This window comes from Streptococcus sanguinis, assembly GCF_026781265.1.
In the GTDB taxonomy this organism is placed as follows: Bacteria; Bacillota; Bacilli; order Lactobacillales; family Streptococcaceae; genus Streptococcus; species Streptococcus sanguinis_T.
Window position 1 is genome coordinate 220255 of the sequence record NZ_JAKUVC010000002.1, and the last position, 21947, is coordinate 242201.

The window sequence follows — 21947 nt, forward strand, 5'->3', positions numbered from 1 at the left end:
TATGAATGTAGAAGAATTGGTAAAAGAACTAAAAGCAGTAGCTAAACCTGATGATGCAGTGGCTATGAAAGCCTATATGAAAAATAAATTTGAGTTTCTAGGAGTCAAGACTCCAGCCAGGCGGAAACTCGCAAAAGCTTTTTTCAAACAGCAAGCTGACTCTGTTATTGACTGGAATTTTATAAATGAAGCTTGGAGTAATCCCTATCGAGAATTACAGTATGCCGCGCTAGATTATCTGGAAAGTCGCAAGAAACCATTGACTCCATCTGACTTGCCACGTTTGAAAAAGCTGGCCCAAACAAAATCTTGGTGGGATACCATTGACTTTTTGGATCGCTTGGTCGGATCAATCATTGCCCGATTTCCAGAAACCAAAGAGATTATTTTATCCTGGAGTTGTGATGAGGATATCTGGCTGCGGCGCTTGGCCATTGATCATCAGCTGCTGCGAAAAGATGAAACAGACACAGAGCTGTTGGAAAAGATTTTAGTGAATAATCTAGGTCAAACTGAATTCTTTATTAACAAGGCCGTCGGCTGGGCGCTGAGAGATTATTCCAAAACCAATCCAGACTGGGTCAAGGATTTTATAGAACGGCATCAGGAAGAAATGGCTGCGTTAAGTATTCGAGAAGGAAGTAAGTATTTATGAAACATGTTTATTTAAAATATCTGGAAGAGAAGGATTACTCGGTTTGGCTGGAAGGATTTTCAAATAGACTACCATCCCAATCACCATTTGATGATGGGCTTTTAGATATGACAATTTGTACAGAAAGTTGGTTTGCGGATTTGGTGGCTAAGCACCGCGATTTTCGAGAGAAAGACCAACAGTATATTTGGGGAATTTATGATGCAAAAAGCGGAAAACATGTAGGTATGGTTAATTTATTTGTGCTAGCTAGAGATGATTTTCAATGGGCAGAAATAGGTTATACGATACATAATCAATTTTGGCGTCAGGGCTACGCCAGAGCAATGTTAGAAGAACTCAAGAAAGTCAGTTGTGAATTAGGATTTCATCGTTTAGAAGCACATGTTGATCTACAGAATATCCCTTCACAAAAATTACTAGAGCAAGCTGATTTCTATCTTGAAGGAGTACGAAAAAAATTCCAAAAAGAAGATAAAGAGTGGAAGGATAGACAAGTTTTTGTTTATATTTTAGATTAAATATCTTGACAAAACGGAAAAAGATAAGGTAAACTATATTTCGTGCGATGAGTCGATATGCAGATTTTCTGCAAATTGAAGCATGGGAGGTCATAAACGCAGGAGCGGACCTTGATTAGTTGTGTGAACCTGCTGATCACACGAAAGTGCCCCTATCCCCAGTCTACGGATTGGGGATTTTTCTATGTCTCTTAGAGAGGCAAGACGATTAGTCGCAGCCGAGCTTAGAGACATTGATGCTGAGACAGACTGTGTCGTGAGTGCTATTGCTCTTGATGAAACAACTTCGCAGAAGGCAGTTGAGTCGTAGAGCAATGGATGCAGTTTTGTTCGTGAGAACAAAAGCTCTAAACCTTGAAAGCTCTCTTAGATAGGCAAGACGGTTAGTCGCAGCCGAGCTTAGAGACATTGATGCTGAGACAGACTGTGTCGTGAGTGCTATTACTCTTGATGAAACGAATCTGCAGTAAGAAGTTGAGTTGTAAAGCAGTGGATAAATGCAGTTTATCTAAAATCTAGAACTTATATTCTTCAGAAATATTTGCATTTTTCCCTAAAAATAGTATAATACTAACAATACAAAATTTTTTGAAAATTCAGAGAGGTTATCGCATGGGATATACAGTTGCTGTAATAGGTGCCACTGGTGCCGTTGGATCTCAAATGATTAAAATGCTGGAAGAGTCTAGCCTTCCAATTGATAAAATACGCTATCTGGCGTCAGCTCGCTCAGCTGGTAAAGTTCTCCAGTTCAAGGGACAAGATATTACTATTGAAGAGACGACTGAGACTGCTTTTGAAGGTGTAGATATTGCTCTCTTTTCAGCTGGTGGTTCTACCTCAGCAAAATTCGCTCCTTACGCAGTCAAAGCTGGAGCAGTGGTGGTCGATAACACCTCTTATTTCCGTCAAAATCCTGATGTCCCTCTGGTTGTTCCAGAAGTCAACGCCCATGCCTTAGATCAGCACAAGGGAATTATCGCTTGCCCTAACTGCTCGACAATTCAGATGATGGTGGCTTTGGAGCCTGTTCGTCAGCAATGGGGGTTAGAGCGTATCATCGTATCTACCTATCAAGCAGTTTCTGGTGCAGGTATGGGAGCCATTCTTGAAACCCAAGCTCAATTACGTTCTGTTCTCAATGATGGTGTAAATCCTAAGGATGCGGAAGCCAATATCCTTCCATGTGGCGGTGATAAGAAGCATTATCCTATTGCCTTTAATGCCTTACCTCAGATTGATGTCTTTACAGATAACGACTACACTTATGAAGAGATGAAGATGACCAAGGAAACTAAGAAAATCATGGAAGATGATTCTATTGCTGTTTCTGCGACATGTGTCCGTCTTCCTATTTTGTCTGCTCACTCAGAGTCTGTCTACATCGAGACTAAGGAAGTTGCACCTATTGACCAGGTAAAAGCATCAATCGCAGCTTTCCCAGGTGCAGTTCTGGAAGATGATGTAGCTCATCAGGTTTATCCGCAAGCAATCAATGCGGTTGGTAAGAAAGAAACCTTTGTTGGCCGAATTCGTAAGGATCTTGATGCAGAAAAAGGAATCCACATGTGGGTTGTTTCAGACAATCTTCTTAAAGGAGCAGCTTGGAATTCTGTTCAAATCGCAGAGACACTGCATGAGCGTGGTTTAGTTCGTCCGACAGCAGAAGTTGTTTTTGAATTAAAATAAAGTGACCAAGGAAACTTGACAGCACAGGGTTGAATAAACGTTCTTTCAACCCTCTTTTCGTATAATAAAGAGAGGTAAGTTTATGGCGTATGCGGATTTGAAAAACTGTAAAATCATCACAGCTTTTATCACACCTTTTCATGAAGATGGTTCCATCAATTTTGAAGCTATTCCAGACTTGATTGAGCACCTTTTGGCGCATCATACAGATGGGATTTTGCTGGCTGGAACAACTGCTGAAAGTCCAACTCTGACTCACGATGAAGAGTTGGAATTATTTGCGGCAGTTCAAAAGGTTGTCAAAGGGCGTGTTCCTTTGATTGCCGGTGTCGGTACCAACGAAACGCGTGATTCTATCGAATTCGTCAAAGAAGTAGATGAATTTGGTTGTTTTGCAGCTGGTCTGGCCATCGTACCCTATTACAACAAACCTTCTCAGGAAGGGATGTATCAGCACTTTAAAGCTATTGCGGATGCTTCAAACCTGCCTATCATTATCTACAATATACCAGGAAGGGTAGTAGTTGAGATGACACCTGAGACTATGCTGAGGTTGGCTGAACATCCAAACATTATCGGCGTTAAAGAATGTACCAGTCTGGCGAATATGGCCTATCTGATTGAGCATCGCCCAGAGGAGTTTCTGATTTACACTGGTGAGGATGGCGATGCCTTTCATGCTATGAATCTGGGAGCTGATGGAGTTATTTCAGTTGCTTCTCACACAAATGGTGATGAAATGTTTGAAATGCTGGACGCTATTGAACACAATGACATCAAAAAAGCAGCAGCTATCCAACGGAAATTCATCCCTAAAGTCAATGCCCTTTTCTCATACCCAAGTCCAGCTCCAGTCAAGGCTGTTCTTAATTACTTGGGCTTTGCAGCTGGGCCAACCCGCTTACCACTTGTGCCTGCACCTGAAGAAGATGCCAAACGCATTATCAAGGTCGTGGTTGATGGCGACTACCAAGCAACTAAAGAGACGGTTAAAGGCGTTCTGAGACCGGATTATTGATTTTAAAAGATAAATTTTAACTTTGGATTGCTTTTGCAATCCTTTTTCTAAGAATGTTATTCTCTTTGAAAAAATAGGAAAAAATTGTATAATGTTAAGGTACGGTCTTGCTTTGGGTTTCTTTGTGTGCAGACTATAGATGACTTAATTGGCAACAGTTGGGTTAGAGACTTACAATACATCAGAAATACATATAAATATTTAATTTAAAAAGGAGTTTTTTATGCAAGTTATTAAACGGAGTGGAGAAGTTGTGGAATTTGACCCAGATAAAATCTATCAAGCAGTTTTAAAGGCAGCGCAGACTGTCTATGTGTTGACAGATGATTTGCGTCAGAATTTGGCCCAGGTTACAAAGAAAGTCGTTCTGGATTTGGAAGAAGCTAAGGTTGAACGTGCGACGATCAGCATGATTCAGTCCATGGTTGAAAGCCGCCTCTTGGGTGCAGGTTATATTACTATTGCCGAGCATTATATCTCTTATCGCTTGCAGCGCGATTTAGAGCGCAATGGCTATGGAGATCATATTGCTGTGCATCTGCATTTTGAGCAAGTAAGATAAAGTTAGAAAGCCTGCTAGGGCTTTTTTTGTTCTTGCGGTAGAGAGTATCACTTTAGCATTCATCCGCTTAAATCTTAGAAATATGTTAAAATAGGTAAAGATATAAAATTTTATCAATGATATTCGTTGAAAGGATGAATTATGGCAACGATTCAATGGTTTCCGGGGCATATGTCCAAGGCGCGGAGACAGGTACAGGAAAATATTAAGTTTGTTGATTTTGTGACGATACTGGTTGATGCCAGGCTTCCTTTATCCAGTCAAAATCCTATGCTGACTAAGATTGTGGGTGACAAACCCAAGCTTTTGATTTTAAACAAGGCTGATTTGGCAGACCCTGTTCGTATCAAGGAATGGCAGAGCTATTTTGAAAGCCAGGGGATTCCGACCTTATCTATTAATTCCAAAGAGCAATCTGCTGTAAAAAAAGTGACAGATGCGGCTAAAAAGCTTATGGCTGGCAAATTGGCGCGTCAGAAGGAGAGAGGAATTCGCATCGAAACCTTGCGTACCATGATAATCGGTATTCCCAATGCTGGCAAATCAACCCTCATGAATCGCTTAGCTGGTAAGAAAATCGCTGTTGTAGGGAATAAGCCAGGTGTGACCAAGGGTCAGCAATGGCTCAAGTCAAATAAAGACTTGGAAATCTTGGATACACCAGGAATTCTCTGGCCTAAGTTTGAAGATAAGACGGTTGCTCTCAAGCTTGCTCTGACTGGTGCTATTAAGGATAATCTGCTGCCTATGGATGAGGTAACGATTTTTGGTCTCAATTACTTTAAGGAGCATTATCCTGAGGAGCTGACAGCACGTTTCAAGCAGCTGGATCTAAATCAGGAAGCACCTGACATGATTATGGACATGACCAAAAAACTCGGCTTCCGCGATGACTATGATCGTTTTTACAGCCTATTTGTCAAAGATGTCCGCGATGGCAAGTTAGGTCGTTATTGCTTGGATACGGTTGGAGAACTAGATGGCAACGATTAAAGAAATCCAGCAACGATTAGAGTTAGTGACTGATTTGGCTGATTCTTTTCTGGCAGAAGCAGCTAATGACCAACGGAGCGGAGTTCAAAAGGCGATTGAAAAGCGTAAAAGAGCTATTCAAGCAGAGTTAGACGAGGATTTGCGTCTGGAGCAGATGTTACGGTATGAAAAAAAGCTTTATAAAGCCGGCTACCAAGCGATAGCTGGGATTGATGAAGTCGGTCGTGGTCCTCTAGCTGGACCAGTTGTCGCTGCAACTGTTATCTTACCTCCAGGATGTAAAATTAAGGGGCTCAACGATAGTAAAAAAATTCCCAAGAAAAAACATCAAGAAATCTATCAGGCAGTTCTTGATAAAGCTTTGGCAGTCGGTGTTGGCCTGATAGACAATGAGATTATTGACCAAGTCAATATTTATGAAGCGACCAAGCTTGCTATGAAAGATGCTTTGTCTAAGCTTTGTCTCAAGCCAGATTATCTGCTGATTGATGCCATGAAGCTAGATGTCGAGATTCCGCAAGAGTCCATCATCAAAGGTGATGCTAATTCGCTATCTATTGCAGCGGCCAGTATTGTTGCTAAGGTCACTCGAGATAAGCTGATGGCAGACTATGACAAAGAATATCCTGGTTATGATTTTGCGCAAAATGCTGGTTATGGAACTAAGAGCCATTTGCAGGGCTTGGAGCGAAACGGCGTAACTCCTATTCATCGCAAGACATTTGAACCAATAAAATCCATGTATGAATAGGCACGAAGAGGTGAGGCATGCTTATCAGTAAAATCTTAAACAATAATGTGGTGATTTCTGAAGAAAACCAAGAAGAAGTTATTCTCATGGGACGAGGACTGGCCTTTGGTCGAAAAGTTGGCCAGGAGATTCCAGATGAGCTGATTGAGAAAAAGTATGTCTTGTCAGAAAATAGACGACAGCTTCTGATGGAGTTGCCAGCAGAGGTCATGGAAATGTCAGATAAGATTATTTCTTTCGCAAAGGAGAAACTGCAGAAGAAGCTCAAAGACAGTGCTTTTCTGGCGATGGCAGATCATATCCACGGAGTCTTGCTGCGCTTGGAAGATGGTATTTATCTCAAGAATTTCCTCATATGGGATATTAAACGCTTTTTTCCTATCGAGTTTGAGGTTGGTCAGTTTGCAAAACAGCTTTTGAGCGCATATGTCAGCAAGGAACTTCCAGATGATGAAGCAGCATTTATGGCGCTGACCTTGGTCAATGCAGAGCTGGAAAATGGCGACGGTGCTGCGCGTGATTTGACTATGATGATGGAGGAAATCATGACCATTGTCAAGTACAGTTTGGAAATTTCTTTAGACGAGGAAGACATCTACCTCGAGCGCTTCATGACCCATCTAAAATTTTTCTGTGAGCGAGTCCTGACTGATAGAGGCCACCGTGACCTAGAGGACAATGAGATGTTTGACTTACTTAAATGTAAGTATCCCTTGGCCTATGAAACCACTAGGAAGATTGCTGAATTTTTAAAGCAAACCAGAAATTACCAAATATCAGAGGATGAACAACTTTACCTGACCATCCATTTGTCACGCATGAAAAGGAGGATGACATGCAAAGCGAATACGAAAAAATGATTGCTGGAGAGATTTACCGACCACAAGACGAAGATTTAAGAAAAATTAGAGCCCGATCCAAAGAATTTCAATATCGTTTTAACAAAGAGCAAGACAGCGACAAGAGAAGTGCTATTATCAAAGAATGGTTTGGCAGTACAGGGGAGAATCTTGCTATGAAGCCAGATTTGGTTTGCGACTACGGAATTAACATTCATTTAGGAGAAAATTTTTGTTCTAACTGGAACCTGACTATGATGGACGTTTGCCCCATTCGCGTCGGAAACAATGCCATGCTCGGTCCAAATTGTCAGTTTCTGACACCTCTTCATCCGCTTGATCCAGTGGAAAGAAATTCCGGTATTGAGTACGGAGCACCAATCACTATTGGTGATAATTTCTGGGCAGGCGGAGGTGTGACGATTCTGCCAGGAGTGACATTAGGGGATAATGTGGTTGTCGGAGCAGGAGCGGTTGTGACCAAGTCTTTTGGTGACAATGTAGTCTTGGCTGGTAATCCAGCACGAATTATTAAGGAAATCCCTGTTCATAAAGAATAAAAGATGGGTTAAAGGCAATAGTCAAGGAGACTAGCTATTGACAACATCAAATTTAATAGAATCGTAAAGAAGGAACTGTATTACAGTTCTTTTTTTGAACTTTTTTACGAATAAGAAAGTGAGGTGAAAAAATGAATAATTTTGAAATTTATAAAATGAAAAAAGCTGGCTTGACCAATCATCAGGTTTTAAATGTTTTGAGATACGCCGAGTGTAAAGATGGCAAGCTTTCTCTGCGAGATAAGGCTGTCGTATCTGAGTGCCGCAATCCTGCTCTCTTTATTGAGAAATACAAGAGGCTTGATTTACCAGCTTTGAAGGAAGAATTTGAACTTTTTCCGTCATTTTCTATCTTGGATGATATTTATCCTTGGGATTTATGCGAGATTTATGATGCCCCGACTTTGTTATTTTATCAGGGAAATCTAAATCTACTAGAATTGCCCAAGGCTGCGGTGGTTGGCAGTCGAGACAGCAGTAAGCAAGGAAATGCCTCTGTACAAAAGATTGTCAAGGAGCTAAATAATGAATTGGTTATCGTCAGTGGCCTAGCTCGTGGAATAGATACGGCAGCTCATATGGCTGCCCTGCAAAACGGGGGGCAGACGATTGCTGTCATCGGAACGGGATTAGATGTCTTTTATCCCAAGGCCAACAAAAAATTACAAGCTTACATTGGCAAAAATCATTTATTGCTGACAGAGTATGGTCCAGGTGAACAGCCCTTGAAATTTCATTTTCCAGAGCGAAATCGTATCATCGCCGGTCTCTGTCGAGGCGTCATTGTGGCAGAAGCCAAGATGCGCTCAGGCAGCCTGATTACCTGCGAGCGAGCCATGGAAGAAGGACGGGATGTCTTTGCTATCCCGGGGTCAATTTTAGATGGAAAATCTGACGGCTGCCATCATTTGATTCAAGAGGGCGCAAAGTGCATCACATCAGGCTCTGACGTCCTTTCTGAGTTTGATTTTTAAAACAAGTTTTCCTATAAGAAAAGTTAGCAGTTGACATCTATCAAAAAATAGTTTAAACTCTATGAGATTTATTTCTTATAGAAGGTGTCTAAATTGGTAACAAAAACAAAGAAAAAGTCTACAAGCAAGAAAAATCTTGTCATCGTAGAGTCGCCTGCTAAGGCAAAAACAATAGAAAAATATCTGGGACGAAACTACAAGGTTCTGGCCAGTGTCGGGCATATTCGTGACCTGAAAAAGTCTACTATGTCCATTGATTTTGAGAACAACTATGAGCCGCAATACATTAATATTCGTGGTAAAGGTCCGTTAATTAATGACTTGAAAAAAGAAGCCAAGAAAGCTAAGCAAGTTTTTCTGGCAAGTGACCCGGACCGCGAAGGAGAAGCTATTTCTTGGCATCTGGCTCACATTCTTAATTTGGATGAGAAAGAGAAAAACCGTGTCGTCTTCAATGAAATCACCAAAGATGCAGTCAAGAATGCTTTTAAAGAGCCGCGCCAGATTGATATGGATTTGGTTGATGCACAGCAGGCTCGCCGAGTTCTGGACCGCTTGGTGGGTTATTCCATTTCTCCTATTCTCTGGAAGAAAGTCAAAAAGGGCCTGTCAGCTGGTCGGGTGCAGTCTGTTGCGCTCAAGCTGATTATCGACCGGGAAAATGAAATCAACGCCTTCAAACCAGAAGAATACTGGACAATTGACGGAACTTTCAAGAAGGGAACTCGTCAGTTTCAGGCTAGCTTCTACGGTATGAATGGCAAAAAGATGAAGCTGACCAACAACGATGAGGTCAAAGAAGTCCTGTCTCACCTCAAGGGTGATGACTTTACAGTCGACAGTGTCGAAAAGAAAGAACGTCGACGCAATGCCCCGCTGCCCTACACGACTTCCTCTATGCAGCAGGATGCTGCTAATAAGATTAATTTCCGGACTCGTAAGACCATGATGGTGGCTCAGCAGCTCTATGAAGGGATTAATATCGGTTCTGGCGTACAAGGTCTTATTACGTATATGCGTACCGATTCGACTCGTATCAGTCCAGTAGCGCAAAATGAAGCAGCAAGCTTTATAACGGATAAATTTGGCGCCAAATATTCCAAACATGGCAGCAAGGCTAAGAACGCCTCTGGTGCTCAAGATGCCCACGAGGCCATTCGTCCTTCCAGCGTTTTCAATACTCCAGAAAGCATCGCAAAGTATCTGGATAAGGATCAGCTTAAGCTCTATACGCTGATTTGGAACCGTTTTGTAGCTAGTCAAATGACAGCAGCAGTCTTTGATACTATGAATGTTAAGCTAGGGCAAAATGGTGTCCAATTTGCAGCCAACGGCAGTCAGGTCAAATTTGATGGTTATCTGGCTATTTACAACGACTCGGACAAGAATAAAATGCTGCCAGATATGGAAAAGGGAGATACTGTCAAACGTGTTAATACCAATCCAGAACAGCACTTTACCCAGCCACCTGCTCGTTATTCTGAAGCGACTCTTATCAAGACTTTAGAAGAAAATGGTGTTGGTCGGCCGTCTACCTATGCGCCTACCATTGAGACTATTCAGAAACGTTACTACGTTAAACTGGTTTCCAAGCGATTTGAGCCGACGGAACTAGGTGAGATTGTTAATTCTCTGATTGTCGAATTCTTCCCAGGCATCGTAAATGTGAAATTTACAGCCGAAATGGAAGCAAAACTGGATGATGTAGAAATTGGCAAAGAGCAGTGGCAGAAGGTTATTGACGAGTTTTATCAACCGTTTGAAAAGGAAGTAGCTAAGGCCGAGACTGAAATGGAGAAAATCCAAATCAAGGATGAACCGGCTGGTTTTGATTGTGAGGTCTGTGGCAGTCCCATGGTCATTAAGTTAGGTCGATTTGGCAAGTTCTATGCCTGCAGCAATTTCCCAGATTGTCGTCACACTCAGGCTATCGTCAAGGAAATCGGCGTGACCTGTCCACAGTGCCAGAAAGGTCAAGTTATTGAGCGTAAGACTAAACGAAATCGCATTTTCTATGGCTGTGATCGTTATCCTGACTGTGATTTCACATCTTGGGACAAGCCGGTCGGTCGGAACTGTCCAAAATGTGACCAGTATCTGATCGAAAAGAAAGTTCGTGGCGGCGGCAAGCAAGTGGTCTGCAGCAATGGTGACTACGAAGAAGAAAAAGTGAAATAGTAATTTTTACATAATTTATATTACGTAAAATATTTTTCTGAAGAAGAGGTGCAGTTTTATGACAGATAAATTTGGAGAATTTCTAAAAATCGCGTCCCAACTGAATAAGATGGGAATTGTTCCACTTCTGATGGGTTCTCTAGGTCTGGAGCAAGTTACTGGACAAGACTGGCAGGCGCGGGATATTGATATTCATGTTCACGGTGATGAGCGTGGCTGGGAAGCGCCAGACGAAGAGCGTATTTATGATATGGATAAGATTGAACCAATGATGGACCGCTTGGGCTATCGTTTAGTCGATTTGCACGAGCATGAATTTCAAAAAGAAGATTTGTCTATTGAATTCGGAGCCATGGAAACCTTGGAGGCTTTTTCAGGTGTGCCGCTAGAGAAGCTGTCTCGAAGAGAAGTAGAAGGTGTTCAGTTTCTACTGCCTACAGCAGAGCAATTTTTAGCTATCTACCGCGCTTCCTCTCAGGATTCCTACCGAAATGAAAATAACAATCATAAGGATTTTGCTAAGATTGTTTACTTGGAGGAGATGTTAAAAGCAAAGTGATTAAGAAAATAATTAGTGTACTGTTTTCTATTCTCGCATTATTTATTTTGTCAGCATGCAACAACAGTGTAGATCATGATTTAAGTAGTACGGCTATATCAAATATTAGTTCCGTAATAGAAGCTGCAGGACTAGAAGCAGAAGGATACTCGACTGCTGATACTTTTGGCTATCAGGGATTTCCGTTTTACGTTGAAGGAAACAAAAAATTTGTTGATGTCTATGTGGATTTTGAAAAAGATTATGTTCAGAAAACTCCAGTCCTCAGATACAACCCGAGACTTAAAGAAGTTGAGAATAAAATTTTCTTTGGTTTGGCCAAGAAAAAAGTCTATCGTTTAGAAATGGAGTATGTTTCTGGCGATGACAATTATGATAGACTTGAAGAAGCATACAATAGATTGCTTCAAAGTGATAGCTTGACTTCTACATTTTTGAGCAAAGATATGATTAGACAGCTTTATATTAAAAACTCAATTGAATTGGACTCCTTTGACTCAAGTTATTCTTTGGTGCCACAAGAAGAATATAGTGGCAACCCAGAAACTCATCTTGAAGAACAAGAAAAAAGAGAAGCAATTTTGAAAACAGATGTCAAAGAACTAGCTCCGTTAATCAAGGACTTAGACCTAAGTAGAGCAAATAAACTAGATGAAGATTTGCTTACTCTTAATCGCGATATACTCTCAAAAAGAGTTGCTGACAATCGTTCGACTTTTAGTATTCATATAAGCATTGATATAGAACAAGTACGAAAACAAAACCTACAATTAGCTAATGAAGATATTGACAATTGGACAGACTCTGATTTTGAATACTTACTTGTTCAAATACTTCAAATCGATAAACTACCTAGGAATACAGAAGTGGGCTTTGGCATAAGTTACGAAGACAATAGTCATCTGTATGCTTATAAGACATTCAGTTTTGTTAAACAATAATTTTGGAAAGACATTCAGGAATTCTCCTGTCTGTCTTTTTTACTATCTTTTTGTTATAATGGTCAGAGTGAAAATCTAGAAATATCCAAGGGAGAGTATCATGTCATCATCCTATATCAATGTTATCGGTGCTGGTCTGGCTGGCAGTGAAGCAGCTTACCAGATTGCCAAGCGTGGCATCCCAGTCAAACTCTATGAAATGCGGGGTGTTAAGTCAACGCCTCAGCACAAAACTGCGGACTTTGCAGAACTGGTCTGCTCTAACTCTTTGCGAGGAGATGCGCTGACCAATGCAGTTGGTCTGCTAAAGGAAGAAATGCGGCGGTTGGACTCGGTCATTTTAAAAGCTGCAGAAGCGACTCGGGTGCCAGCAGGTGGTGCCCTAGCGGTTGATAGAGAAGTTTTTTCTCAGATGGTAACGGAACTAGTGAGCAACCATCCATTGATTGAGGTCATTCGTGAAGAAATCACTGAAATTCCAGAGGGTGACATCACAGTCATTGCGACAGGACCCTTGACCAGCGATATTTTGGCAGAAAAAATCCACATGCTCAATGAAGGCGACGGTTTTTATTTTTACGACGCAGCAGCGCCAATCATTGACGTCAATACTATTGATATGACCAAGGTATATCTCAAATCCCGCTATGATAAGGGCGAAGCTGCCTATCTCAACGCGCCAATGACTAAGCAAGAATTTATGGATTTCCATGATGCTTTGGTCAATGCTGAGGAAGCACCGCTCAATTCCTTTGAAAAAGAAAAATACTTTGAAGGCTGTATGCCTATTGAAGTTATGGCTAAGCGGGGCATTAAAACAATGCTTTATGGACCGATGAAGCCGGTTGGTTTAGAATATCCCGATGACTACCAAGGACCTCGAGATGGTGAATATAAGACGCCATACGCTGTAGTGCAGCTTCGTCAGGACAATGCAGCAGGCAGTCTTTACAACATTGTCGGCTTCCAGACTCATCTCAAATGGGGCGAGCAAAAGCGGGTCTTTCAGATGATTCCTGGTCTTGAGAATGCAGAATTTGTCCGCTATGGAGTTATGCATCGAAACTCCTATATGGACTCTCCAAATCTGCTAGAACAGACTTTCCGCTCTAAGAAACAGCCAAATCTTTTCTTTGCAGGTCAAATGACTGGAGTTGAAGGGTATGTCGAGTCAGCGGCTTCTGGTCTAGTTGCTGGTATTAACGCTGCTCGACTCTTCAAGGGAGAAGAAGCACTTGTCTTTCCAGAAACAACAGCAATCGGTAGCCTGCCACACTATGTTACCCACGCTGACAGCAAGCATTTCCAACCCATGAATGTCAATTTTGGCATTATCAAAGAGCTGGACGGCCCTCGGATTCGTGATAAGAAGGAACGCTATGAGAAAATCGCTGAGCGAGCCTTGCAGGATTTACAGCCTTATTTGGATAAATAATCTATTTTCTATCATTATCTAATAAAAATCATTAAAAAGTTAGGAAATTCCTAACTTTTTGCTTAATTTGTGATATAATAAATAAAAATTTTGAAAATAGAAAGTTTTCTGAAAATGAATAAATCCTATTTTTACCTTGAAATGAAAACACATGAGTTGGTCGTTCCTTATACTAAGCAAAAACGCCGTGTCCGCGTCTTGCTTCCAAAGAACTATAGCCAAGATACAAACAAGACCTATCCGGTCGTTTATTTTCACGACGGACAAAATGTTCTTTATAGCAAGGAATCTTTCAGCGGCCATTCGTGGAAGGTGATTCCGACAATCAAACGTAATCCAGATATTGAAAAAATGATTGTTGTGGCTATTGACAACGATGGCCAAGGGCGGATGAATGAGTATTCAGCTTGGAAGTTCCAAGAGTCCAATATTCCCGGTATTCAGTTTGGCGGCAAGGGAACGGAGTATGCGGAGTTTGTCATGGAAGTCGTCAAGCCTTTCATTGACCAGCATTATCGGACCAAGTCGGATCGGCTGCATACGGCTATGATTGGCTCTTCTCTTGGAGGAAATATCAGCCAGTTTATCGGTGTTGAATACCAAGATCAGATTGGCTGTTTGGGAATTTTTTCATCAGCTAATTGGCTGCATCAGGAAGCCTTTGACCGTTATATTGAGAGAAAGAAACTTCAGGTAGACCAACGAGTTTTCATTTATGTTGGGACGGAAGAGGCTGATGATACAGATAAGACATTGATGGCTGGCAATATCAAGCAGGCCTATATCGATTCATCGCTCAGTTATTTCCGACAGCTTCTTGTGTCTGGGGTAGATTTAGCCAATATCCAGATTAAGATCCAGTCTGGAGCTATTCACAACGAGATCGCTTGGGCGGAGCACTTGCCAGACTGTTTCCGTTTTATCGGCGAAAAATGGTAAGCTAGTCAAACACTAAGAAAGAGGTAGAAACTATGCATGTAGAATTTTTAAGTCATTGGAGCGGTAATCTAGGCCGTGAAATGTATGTCAATCGCTATGGCCATGCCGGGCTTCCTATTATAGTCTTTGCATCATCAGGCGGCAGCCACAATGAGTATGCTGACTTTGGGATGATTGAAGCCTGCGCTGGCTTTATTGAGGCAGGTAAGGTTCAGTTTTTCACTCTCAGCAGCGTTGATAGTGAGAGCTGGCTGGCGGACTGGAAGCATCCTCACGACCGAGCAGAAATGCATCGTGCCTATGAACGTTATGTCATTGAAGAAGCGATTCCATTTGTCAAGCATAAGACAGGCTGGTTTGACCCTATGATGACGACAGGCTGCTCTATGGGCGCTTATCATGCTGTTAATTTCTTCCTGCAGCATCCAGATGTTTTCAATAAAGTGATTGCCCTTAGTGGTGTCTATGATGCACGTTTCTTTGTCGGTGACAATTTGAATGACGAAGTAATTTATCAAAACTCGCCAGCTGACTATATCTGGAACCAAAATGATGGCTGGTTTATTGACCGCTATCGACAGGCGGATATTATCGTTTGTACTGGCTTGGGCGACTGGGAGCAGGATGGCCTTCCTTCCTTCTACACGCTGAAAGAAGCTTTTGATCATAAGAATATTCCAGCTTGGTTTGCTGAATGGGGCCACGATGTTTCCCATGACTGGGTTTGGTGGCGTAAGCAAATGCCTTATTTCCTTAATGAACTCAATCTTTAAAGGAGGTTTCCTATGAATTATATCGTTATTTCTCCCTACTATCCGCAAAATTTTCAGCAGTTTACGGTTGAACTGGCTAACAAAGGAATCACCGTTCTGGGAATTGGTCAGGAGCCTTATGACCAGCTAGACCAGCCTTTGAAGGATTCATTGACTGAATATTTCAGAGTAGGAAATCTTGAAAATCTTGACGAAGTAAAAAGAGCTGTGGCCTTTCTTTTCTACAAGCATGGGCCTATCGATCGGATTGAGTCTCATAATGAATACTGGCTGGAACTGGACGCTGAGTTGCGGGAGCAATTCAATGTTTTTGGAGCAAAACCCAAAGACTTGAAAAAGACCAAGTTCAAATCAGAGATGAAGAAACTCTTTAAAAAAGCAGGTGTTCCAGTCGTACCCGGTCAGATTGTCAACACAGAAGCTGGGGCTGATTTGGCTGTCAAGAAACTTGGGCTGCCTTTGATTGCCAAGCCTGATAATGGAGTGGGAGCAGCTGCGACCTTTAAATTGGAAACAGCAGAAGATGTCGAACGATTCAAGCAAGAATGGGATCATCAGACAGCTTATTTCTTTGAAAAGTTTGTCCAGTCTGGCGAAATCTGTACTTTTGATGGTTTGGTAGATAAGGACGGTCAGATCGTCTTTGCAACCACCTTTGACTATGCGCATACACCGCTGGATTTGATGATGTATAAGATGGACAATTCCTACTACGTTCTCAAGGATATGGATCCAAAACTGCGTGCTTATGGAGAAGCGATTGTCAAAATCTTCGGCATGAAAGAACGTTTTTTCCATATTGAGTTCTTCCGTGAAGGTGATGATTATGTAGCCATTGAGTACAATAACCGTCCAGCCGTTGGCTTTACCATTGATGTCTATAATTTCGCTCACTCAATCGATCTTTACAGAGGCTATGCAGCGATTGTAGCTGGAGAGCCTTTCCCAGCTGCCCACATGGAGCCCTTGTTCTGTCTGGCAACCTCACGCCGTGCATCAACGAACTATGCTTACCCTGAAGCTGACTTGCTGGAGAAATATAGAGATAACTTCAAGGTCAAGAAAGACATGCCAGCTGCATTTGCGGAGCTGCAAGGTGACTATCTCTATATGCTGACAACACCAAGCCGCGAGCAGATGGAGCAGATGATTGCAGATTTTGCTAAACAGGCAGATTAATCAGAGGCATGCTCTGCTATTATTTTCGTATAACAGTTTCAAAATAGTAAAAACTACTCTAGCACAAAAAGTTTGTGAAATTCCTATTTTGGTGCCTTAAACCAGTTTATCCAATGGATTGACTGGTTTTTCTTTGTGAAATGCAAGTGAGCAGAAGTTTTGACAGTGCTTACAGCTTTAGATAAAATTAAAGTAGTAAATATTATGCTTAGAAAGGCAAAAAAATGGCAACTTTAGATAAAGATCTTTTGTTAGAGATGTTCCGTAAGATGGAAGAAATTCGTCGTATGGACTTAAAAATTGCTCAACTTGTAAAAAAAGGAAAGGTTCCTGGAATGACTCACTTCTCGGTGGGTGAGGAAGCAGCCAATGTCGGTGCTATGCTAGCCTTAAATGAGGATGATTTACTGACTTCTAATCACCGGGGACACGGTCAAGCTATCGCCAAAGGAATCAACCTCAACGAAATGATGGCGGAAATCCTAGGGAAATACACCGGAACCTGTAAAGGAAAAGGCGGCTCTATGCACATTGCTGACCTAGATGCCGGAAACCTTGGTGCTAATGGTATCGTAGGCGGTGGCATGGGAATTGCTGTCGGAGCAGCTCTGACCCAGCAAATGCATAAGACAGGCAAGATTGTTGTCTGCTTCTTTGGTGACGGTGCTACCAACGAAGGTGTCTTCCACGAAGCGGTCAACATGGCTTCTATCTGGAATCTGCCAGTAATTTTCTATTGTATCAATAATGGCTATGGTATTTCTGCCGACATCAAGAAAATGACCAATGTAGAGCACATCCACGAGCGTAGTGCAGCTTATGGCATTCCAGGTATGTTCATCGAAGATGGTAATAATGTTCTGGATGTCTATGAAGGCTTCCAAAAGGCTGTCGAGCATGTTCGCAGTGGTAAAGGACCTGTCTTAATTGAGAGCGTGACCTATCGTTGGTTGGGACACTCTTCCTCTGACCCAGGTAAATACCGTACTCGTGAAGAAGTGGAAGAATGGAAGAAGAAGGATCCAATCGAAAATCTTCGTAAATACTTGCTGGAAAACAAGATTGCAAGCGAGGAAGAGCTGGAAGCTATCCAAGCTGGAGTAAAAGAAGCAGTAGAAGCGTCTGTGAAGTTTGCAGAAGAAAGTCCATTTCCTCCGCTTGAATCTGCCTTTGAAGATATTTACGCAGACTAAAGAGAGGAGAAAAAGAAAATGGAAACTAAAACTATGTCTTTCCGTGACACCATTATCCTCGCTATGTCTGAGGAAATGCGTCGCGATGAAAATGTACTCCTGATGGGAGAAGATGTCGGAGTCTTTGGTGGAGATTTCGGAACATCTGTTGGTATGCTGGAAGAGTTCGGGCCAGAGCGTGTTCGTGACTGTCCGATTTCGGAAGCAGCGATTTCTGGAGCAGCAGCTGGAGCAGCTATGACAGGGCTGCGTCCAATCGTAGACATGACCTTTATGGACTTCTCTGTAATCGCCATGGATGCTATTGTCAACCAAGCCGCTAAAACGCGCTATATGTTTGGCGGAAAAGGACAAGTGCCAATGACTGTCCGTTGTGCAGCAGGTAATGGAGTTAGCTCTGCAGCTCAACACTCTCAATCTTTGGAATCTTGGTTTACCCACATTCCAGGGCTTAAGGTAGTCGCTCCAGGAACTCCGGCAGATATGAAGGGGCTCCTTAAAGCTTCTATCCGAGACAACAACCCGGTCATTATCCTAGAATACAAGTCTGAATTTAACCAAAAAGGCGAGGTGCCACTAGATCCTGAGTATGTAATCCCACTCGGTGTAGGTGAAATCAAAAAAGAAGGTACCGATGTAACAGTTGTTACCTACGGAAAAATGCTTCGTCGTGTTATGCAGGCGGCGGAAGAATTGACAGAAGAAGGTATCTCTGTAGAAGTGGTTGACCCACGTACATTGGTGCCCCTTGATAAGGATATTATCATCAATTCTGTTAAGAAGACTGGTAAGGTTGTTCTGGTTAATGATGCCCACAAAACAAGTGGTTTCATTGGTGAAATTTCAGCGATTATTTCTGAGTCTGAAGCATTTGACTATCTAGATGCTCCAATCCGCCGCTGTGCAGGTGAAGATGTGCCAATGCCTTATGCACAGAACTTGGAAAACGCGATGATTCCGACCGTTGAAAGCATCAAAGACGCTATTCGGAAGACATATCATAAAGAATAAGGTATAATAAAGAAAAGGCTTTCTCACGAATTAGATTACATAAATTATTTTATGTAATCTAATCTTGTGTAGAGGGTCAAAGTAGCTAAAATTTTACAAATTACAGACAATCGTTATTCGGACCGATTTTATCCGATGAACGACTTAGTAAGTCTACTAGGTTGGTCGCAGATAGCGACAACCGTAGTAACTTGAGATACTTTTCGTATCTAAGTTACTTGTAGAGTTGAACATGGGCTAAAAGCTCGAAAAAAAGATAAATCTTCTTAGCTTCATCGAAGCCTGCGTAGATTTCCTATTTTTCAGTCGCTTTTTTACGCCCTTAGTATCATAATTAGAATTGGAGAGGTCATGGCTGATGATAAGCTAAGAGCGACTCCTGCAGCTAGAAAGTTAGCGGATGATTTGGGAATCAACCTCTATGATGTTTCTGGCTCAGGCGCAAACGGTCGTGTCCACAAAGAAGACGTGGAAACTTATAAAGATACAAATGTGGTGCGTATTTCACCACTGGCAAAACGAATTGCTCAAGAACATAATATCGCTTGGCAAGAGATTCAAGGAACTGGTCATCGTGGCAAGATTATGAAGAAGGATGTTCTTGCCTTCTTGCCTGAGAATGTTGAGAGCGATACAATCAAATCTCCTGCTCAAATTGAAAAAGTGGAAGAAGTTCCTGATAATGTCACTCCTTACGGTGAAATTGAGCGTATTCCAATGACGCCGATGCGGAAGGTCATTGCTCAGCGAATGGTAGAATCTTACCTGACGGCGCCGACATTCACCCTTAACTATGATGTTGATATGACAGAAATGCTGGCCTTGCGTAAAAAAGTGCTGGAACCAATCATGGAAGCAACTGGCAAGAAAGTAACTGTCACAGACCTGCTTTCGCTAGCTGTTGTCAAGACATTGATGAAGCACCCTTATCTCAACTCGACTTTGACAGAGGATGGCAAAACCATTATCACACACAACTATGTCAACCTTTCAATGGCAGTCGGTATGGATAATGGCCTGATGACACCAGTTGTCTACAATGCAGAAAAAATGAGCCTATCAGAGCTTGTGGTAGCCTTTAAAGATGTAATCGGACGCACCTTGGAAGGCAAGTTGGCTCCGAGCGAGCTGCAAAACTCAACTTTCACAATCAGTAACTTAGGTATGTTCGGCGTTCAGTCCTTTGGGCCAATCATCAACCAGCCAAACTCTGCTATCTTGGGTGTGAGCTCAACGGTAGAGAAACCTGTCGTTGTTAATGGCGAAATTGTTATCCGTCCAATTATGAGTCTGGGCTTGACCATTGACCACCGTGTAGTTGATGGAATGGCTGGAGCTAAGTTTATGAAAGATTTGAAGGCTTTGATTGAAGATCCAATTTCAATGTTGGTATAAGATTTTATTTTCTTTGCTATTCTAAAAAGCGAAGAAGCACTCAGCAAATGAAAAATTAAATTAGAAAAGGAAAGAAAAATGGCTTTAGAAGTAATTATGCCAAAAGCCGGCGTGGATATGACCGAAGGGCAAATTGTCCAATGGAATAAGAAAGTCGGCGAATTTGTCAAAGAAGGGGAAATCCTTCTGGAAATTATGACTGACAAGGTCAGCATGGAATTGGAAGCTGAAGAAGATGGCTATCTGATTGCCATTCTCAAAGGTGATGGAGAAACTGTTCCAGTAACGGAAGTTATCGGTTACTTGGGAGAAGAAGGAGAAAACATCCCGACTGCTGGCGGAACTGCATCTGCGGAAACTTCAGCTCCTGCTGCAGCGGCAAATACAGATGATGATAAGAGTGATGATGCTTACGATATCGTTGTTATCGGTGGCGGACCTGCTGGTTATGTAGCGGCTATCAAAGCAGCCCAGCTAGGTGGCAAGATTGCCTTGGTTGAGAAGTCTGAGCTAGGCGGAACCTGCTTGAACCGTGGTTGTATCCCTACTAAGACTTACTTGCACAATGCTGAAATTATTGAAAACCTTGGTCATGCTGCTAATCGCGGTATCATCATCGAAAATCCAAGCTTCTCAGTGGACATGGACAAGGTTCTTGAAACTAAAAACAAGGTTGTTAATACGCTTGTTGGCGGTGTTGCTGGACTTCTTCGCAGCTATGGCGTAGATGTTCATAAGGGAATTGGTACCATTACTAAAGACAAGAATGTTCTTGTAAACGGCAGCGAGCTGCTAGAAACGAAGAAGATTATCTTGGCTGGTGGTTCAAAAGTCAGCAAAATTAATGTCCCAGGTATGGAATCATCTCTCGTTATGACCAGTGATGATATTCTAGAAATGAACGAAGTGCCAGAAAATCTGGTAATTATCGGCGGTGGTGTTGTCGGTATTGAGCTCGGCCAAGCCTTCATGACATTTGGCTCAAAAGTCACTGTTATCGAAATGATGGACCGTATCGTACCTGCTATGGATGCGGAAGTTTCTAAAAACCTTCGCCTCATCTTGGAGCGCAAGGGCATGACAATTCTGACTGAAACCAAGTTGGAAGAAATCATCGAAGAAAACGGCAAACTCCGTATCAAGGTTGAAGGAAAAGAAGATATTCTAGCAGATAAGGCCCTTCTTTCTATCGGACGCGTGCCAGACCTAGAAGGCATCGGTGAGGTTGAGTTCGAACTGGATCGCGGCCGTATCAAGGTCAATGAGTACATGGAAACTTCTGTTCCAGGTATTTACGCACCTGGTGATATCAATGGTACTAAGATGCTGGCTCATGCAGCCTTTCGTATGGGTGAAGTCGCTGCTGAAAATGCTCTGAAAGGTAATCACCATGTTGCCAAACTCAACCTGACGCCTGCAGCTATCTACACCCTTCCGGAAGTAGCAGCAGTTGGTTTGACAGAAGAGCAAGCTCGTGAGAAATACGATGTAGCAATTGGTAAGTTCAACTTCGCTGCTAACGGCCGTGCTATCGCTTCCGATGCAGCTCAAGGCTTTGTGAAAGTCATTGCTGACAAGAAGTATGGTGAAGTGCTCGGTGTTCATATCATCGGTCCTGCAGCTGCAGAATTGATCAACGAAGCATCAACCATCATCGAAATGGAAATCACCGTAGAAGAGATGCTGAAGACCATCCATGGTCACCCAACCTTCTCAGAAGTTATGTACGAAGCGTTTGCTGACGTACTGGGGTTGGCAGTTCACTCACCTAAGAAAAAATAA

At 42.3% G+C, this 21947-nt stretch carries 22 protein-coding genes; all 22 read left to right on the plus strand.

Going from position 1 to position 21947, the window contains the following annotated elements:
• The first annotated feature begins 1 nt into the window (after position 1).
• The 22 genes from MK370_RS01955 (at position 2) to lpdA (ending at position 21947) form a co-directional block, all read left to right on the plus strand.
• Positions 2–655, plus strand: coding sequence for a DNA alkylation repair protein (locus tag MK370_RS01955; RefSeq protein WP_268683923.1), 654 nt, complete (start codon positions 2–4; stop codon positions 653–655).
• Positions 652–1176, plus strand: coding sequence for a GNAT family N-acetyltransferase (locus tag MK370_RS01960; protein ID WP_268683924.1), 525 nt, complete (start codon positions 652–654; stop codon positions 1174–1176). Before MK370_RS01955 ends, MK370_RS01960 begins: the two co-directional genes overlap by 4 nt.
• A gap of 184 nt (positions 1177–1360) precedes the next feature.
• Positions 1361–1486, plus strand: a complete 126-nt coding sequence (locus MK370_RS01965) for a hypothetical protein (protein WP_268683925.1) — start codon at positions 1361–1363, stop codon at positions 1484–1486.
• A gap of 302 nt (positions 1487–1788) precedes the next feature.
• Positions 1789–2865 carry an aspartate-semialdehyde dehydrogenase gene (locus MK370_RS01970; protein ID WP_268683926.1) on the plus strand — a complete coding sequence of 359 codons (1077 nt, stop codon included), beginning with the start codon at positions 1789–1791 and terminating at the stop codon, positions 2863–2865.
• Between the two features lie 82 nt (positions 2866–2947).
• Positions 2948–3883 carry a 4-hydroxy-tetrahydrodipicolinate synthase gene (gene dapA / locus MK370_RS01975; RefSeq protein WP_268683927.1) on the plus strand — a complete coding sequence of 312 codons (936 nt, stop codon included), beginning with the start codon at positions 2948–2950 and terminating at the stop codon, positions 3881–3883.
• Positions 3884–4106: 223 nt separating this feature from the next.
• A complete protein-coding gene (locus MK370_RS01980) occupies positions 4107–4445 on the plus strand; it encodes an ATP cone domain-containing protein (protein WP_002895476.1) in 339 nt (112 codons plus the stop codon).
• A gap of 141 nt (positions 4446–4586) precedes the next feature.
• Positions 4587–5438, plus strand: coding sequence for a ribosome biogenesis GTPase YlqF (ylqF, locus tag MK370_RS01985; RefSeq protein WP_268683928.1), 852 nt, complete (start codon positions 4587–4589; stop codon positions 5436–5438).
• Positions 5425–6189 (plus strand): ribonuclease HII, encoded by a 765-nt coding sequence (locus MK370_RS01990; RefSeq protein ID WP_268683929.1) that lies wholly within the window; start codon positions 5425–5427, stop codon positions 6187–6189. The genes ylqF and MK370_RS01990 overlap by 14 nt, the downstream gene beginning before the upstream one ends.
• Positions 6190–6206: 17 nt before the next feature.
• A complete protein-coding gene (locus MK370_RS01995) occupies positions 6207–7049 on the plus strand; it encodes a PRD domain-containing protein (RefSeq protein ID WP_268683930.1) in 843 nt (280 codons plus the stop codon).
• Positions 7025–7588 (plus strand): sugar O-acetyltransferase, encoded by a 564-nt coding sequence (locus tag MK370_RS02000; protein WP_268683931.1) that lies wholly within the window; start codon positions 7025–7027, stop codon positions 7586–7588. The genes MK370_RS01995 and MK370_RS02000 overlap by 25 nt, the downstream gene beginning before the upstream one ends.
• Positions 7589–7719: 131 nt before the next feature.
• Positions 7720–8562, plus strand: coding sequence for a DNA-processing protein DprA (gene dprA / locus MK370_RS02005; RefSeq protein ID WP_268683932.1), 843 nt, complete (start codon positions 7720–7722; stop codon positions 8560–8562).
• 84 nt (positions 8563–8646) lie between these two features.
• Positions 8647–10740: a type I DNA topoisomerase gene (gene topA, locus MK370_RS02010; RefSeq protein ID WP_268683933.1), complete on the plus strand. Its 2094-nt coding sequence runs from the start codon at positions 8647–8649 to the stop codon at positions 10738–10740.
• 58 nt (positions 10741–10798) lie between these two features.
• Positions 10799–11299: a phosphoribosylanthranilate isomerase gene (locus MK370_RS02015; RefSeq protein ID WP_268683934.1), complete on the plus strand. Its 501-nt coding sequence runs from the start codon at positions 10799–10801 to the stop codon at positions 11297–11299.
• Entirely contained in the window at positions 11296–12240 is a 945-nt protein-coding gene (locus MK370_RS02020) for a hypothetical protein (RefSeq protein ID WP_268683935.1), read from the plus strand. Before MK370_RS02015 ends, MK370_RS02020 begins: the two co-directional genes overlap by 4 nt.
• Positions 12241–12340: 100 nt before the next feature.
• Positions 12341–13675, plus strand: a complete 1335-nt coding sequence (gene trmFO / locus MK370_RS02025) for a methylenetetrahydrofolate--tRNA-(uracil(54)-C(5))-methyltransferase (FADH(2)-oxidizing) TrmFO (protein WP_268683936.1) — start codon at positions 12341–12343, stop codon at positions 13673–13675.
• A 114-nt stretch (positions 13676–13789) separates the two neighbouring features.
• Complete coding sequence (locus MK370_RS02030) at positions 13790–14614, plus strand: alpha/beta hydrolase (RefSeq protein WP_268683937.1); 825 nt, start codon at positions 13790–13792, stop codon at positions 14612–14614.
• Positions 14615–14646: 32 nt separating this feature from the next.
• Complete coding sequence (locus MK370_RS02035; RefSeq protein ID WP_268683938.1) at positions 14647–15387, plus strand: esterase family protein; 741 nt, start codon at positions 14647–14649, stop codon at positions 15385–15387.
• A gap of 12 nt (positions 15388–15399) precedes the next feature.
• Positions 15400–16566 carry an ATP-grasp domain-containing protein gene (locus MK370_RS02040; RefSeq protein ID WP_268683939.1) on the plus strand — a complete coding sequence of 389 codons (1167 nt, stop codon included), beginning with the start codon at positions 15400–15402 and terminating at the stop codon, positions 16564–16566.
• A 224-nt stretch (positions 16567–16790) separates the two neighbouring features.
• Complete coding sequence (locus MK370_RS02045) at positions 16791–17759, plus strand: thiamine pyrophosphate-dependent dehydrogenase E1 component subunit alpha (protein ID WP_268683940.1); 969 nt, start codon at positions 16791–16793, stop codon at positions 17757–17759.
• A gap of 18 nt (positions 17760–17777) precedes the next feature.
• A complete protein-coding gene (locus MK370_RS02050; protein ID WP_268683941.1) occupies positions 17778–18770 on the plus strand; it encodes an alpha-ketoacid dehydrogenase subunit beta in 993 nt (330 codons plus the stop codon).
• A 351-nt stretch (positions 18771–19121) separates the two neighbouring features.
• Positions 19122–20165, plus strand: coding sequence for a dihydrolipoamide acetyltransferase (locus tag MK370_RS02055; protein WP_061591774.1), 1044 nt, complete (start codon positions 19122–19124; stop codon positions 20163–20165).
• A 78-nt stretch (positions 20166–20243) separates the two neighbouring features.
• Positions 20244–21947 carry a dihydrolipoyl dehydrogenase gene (lpdA, locus tag MK370_RS02060; protein WP_268683942.1) on the plus strand — a complete coding sequence of 568 codons (1704 nt, stop codon included), beginning with the start codon at positions 20244–20246 and terminating at the stop codon, positions 21945–21947.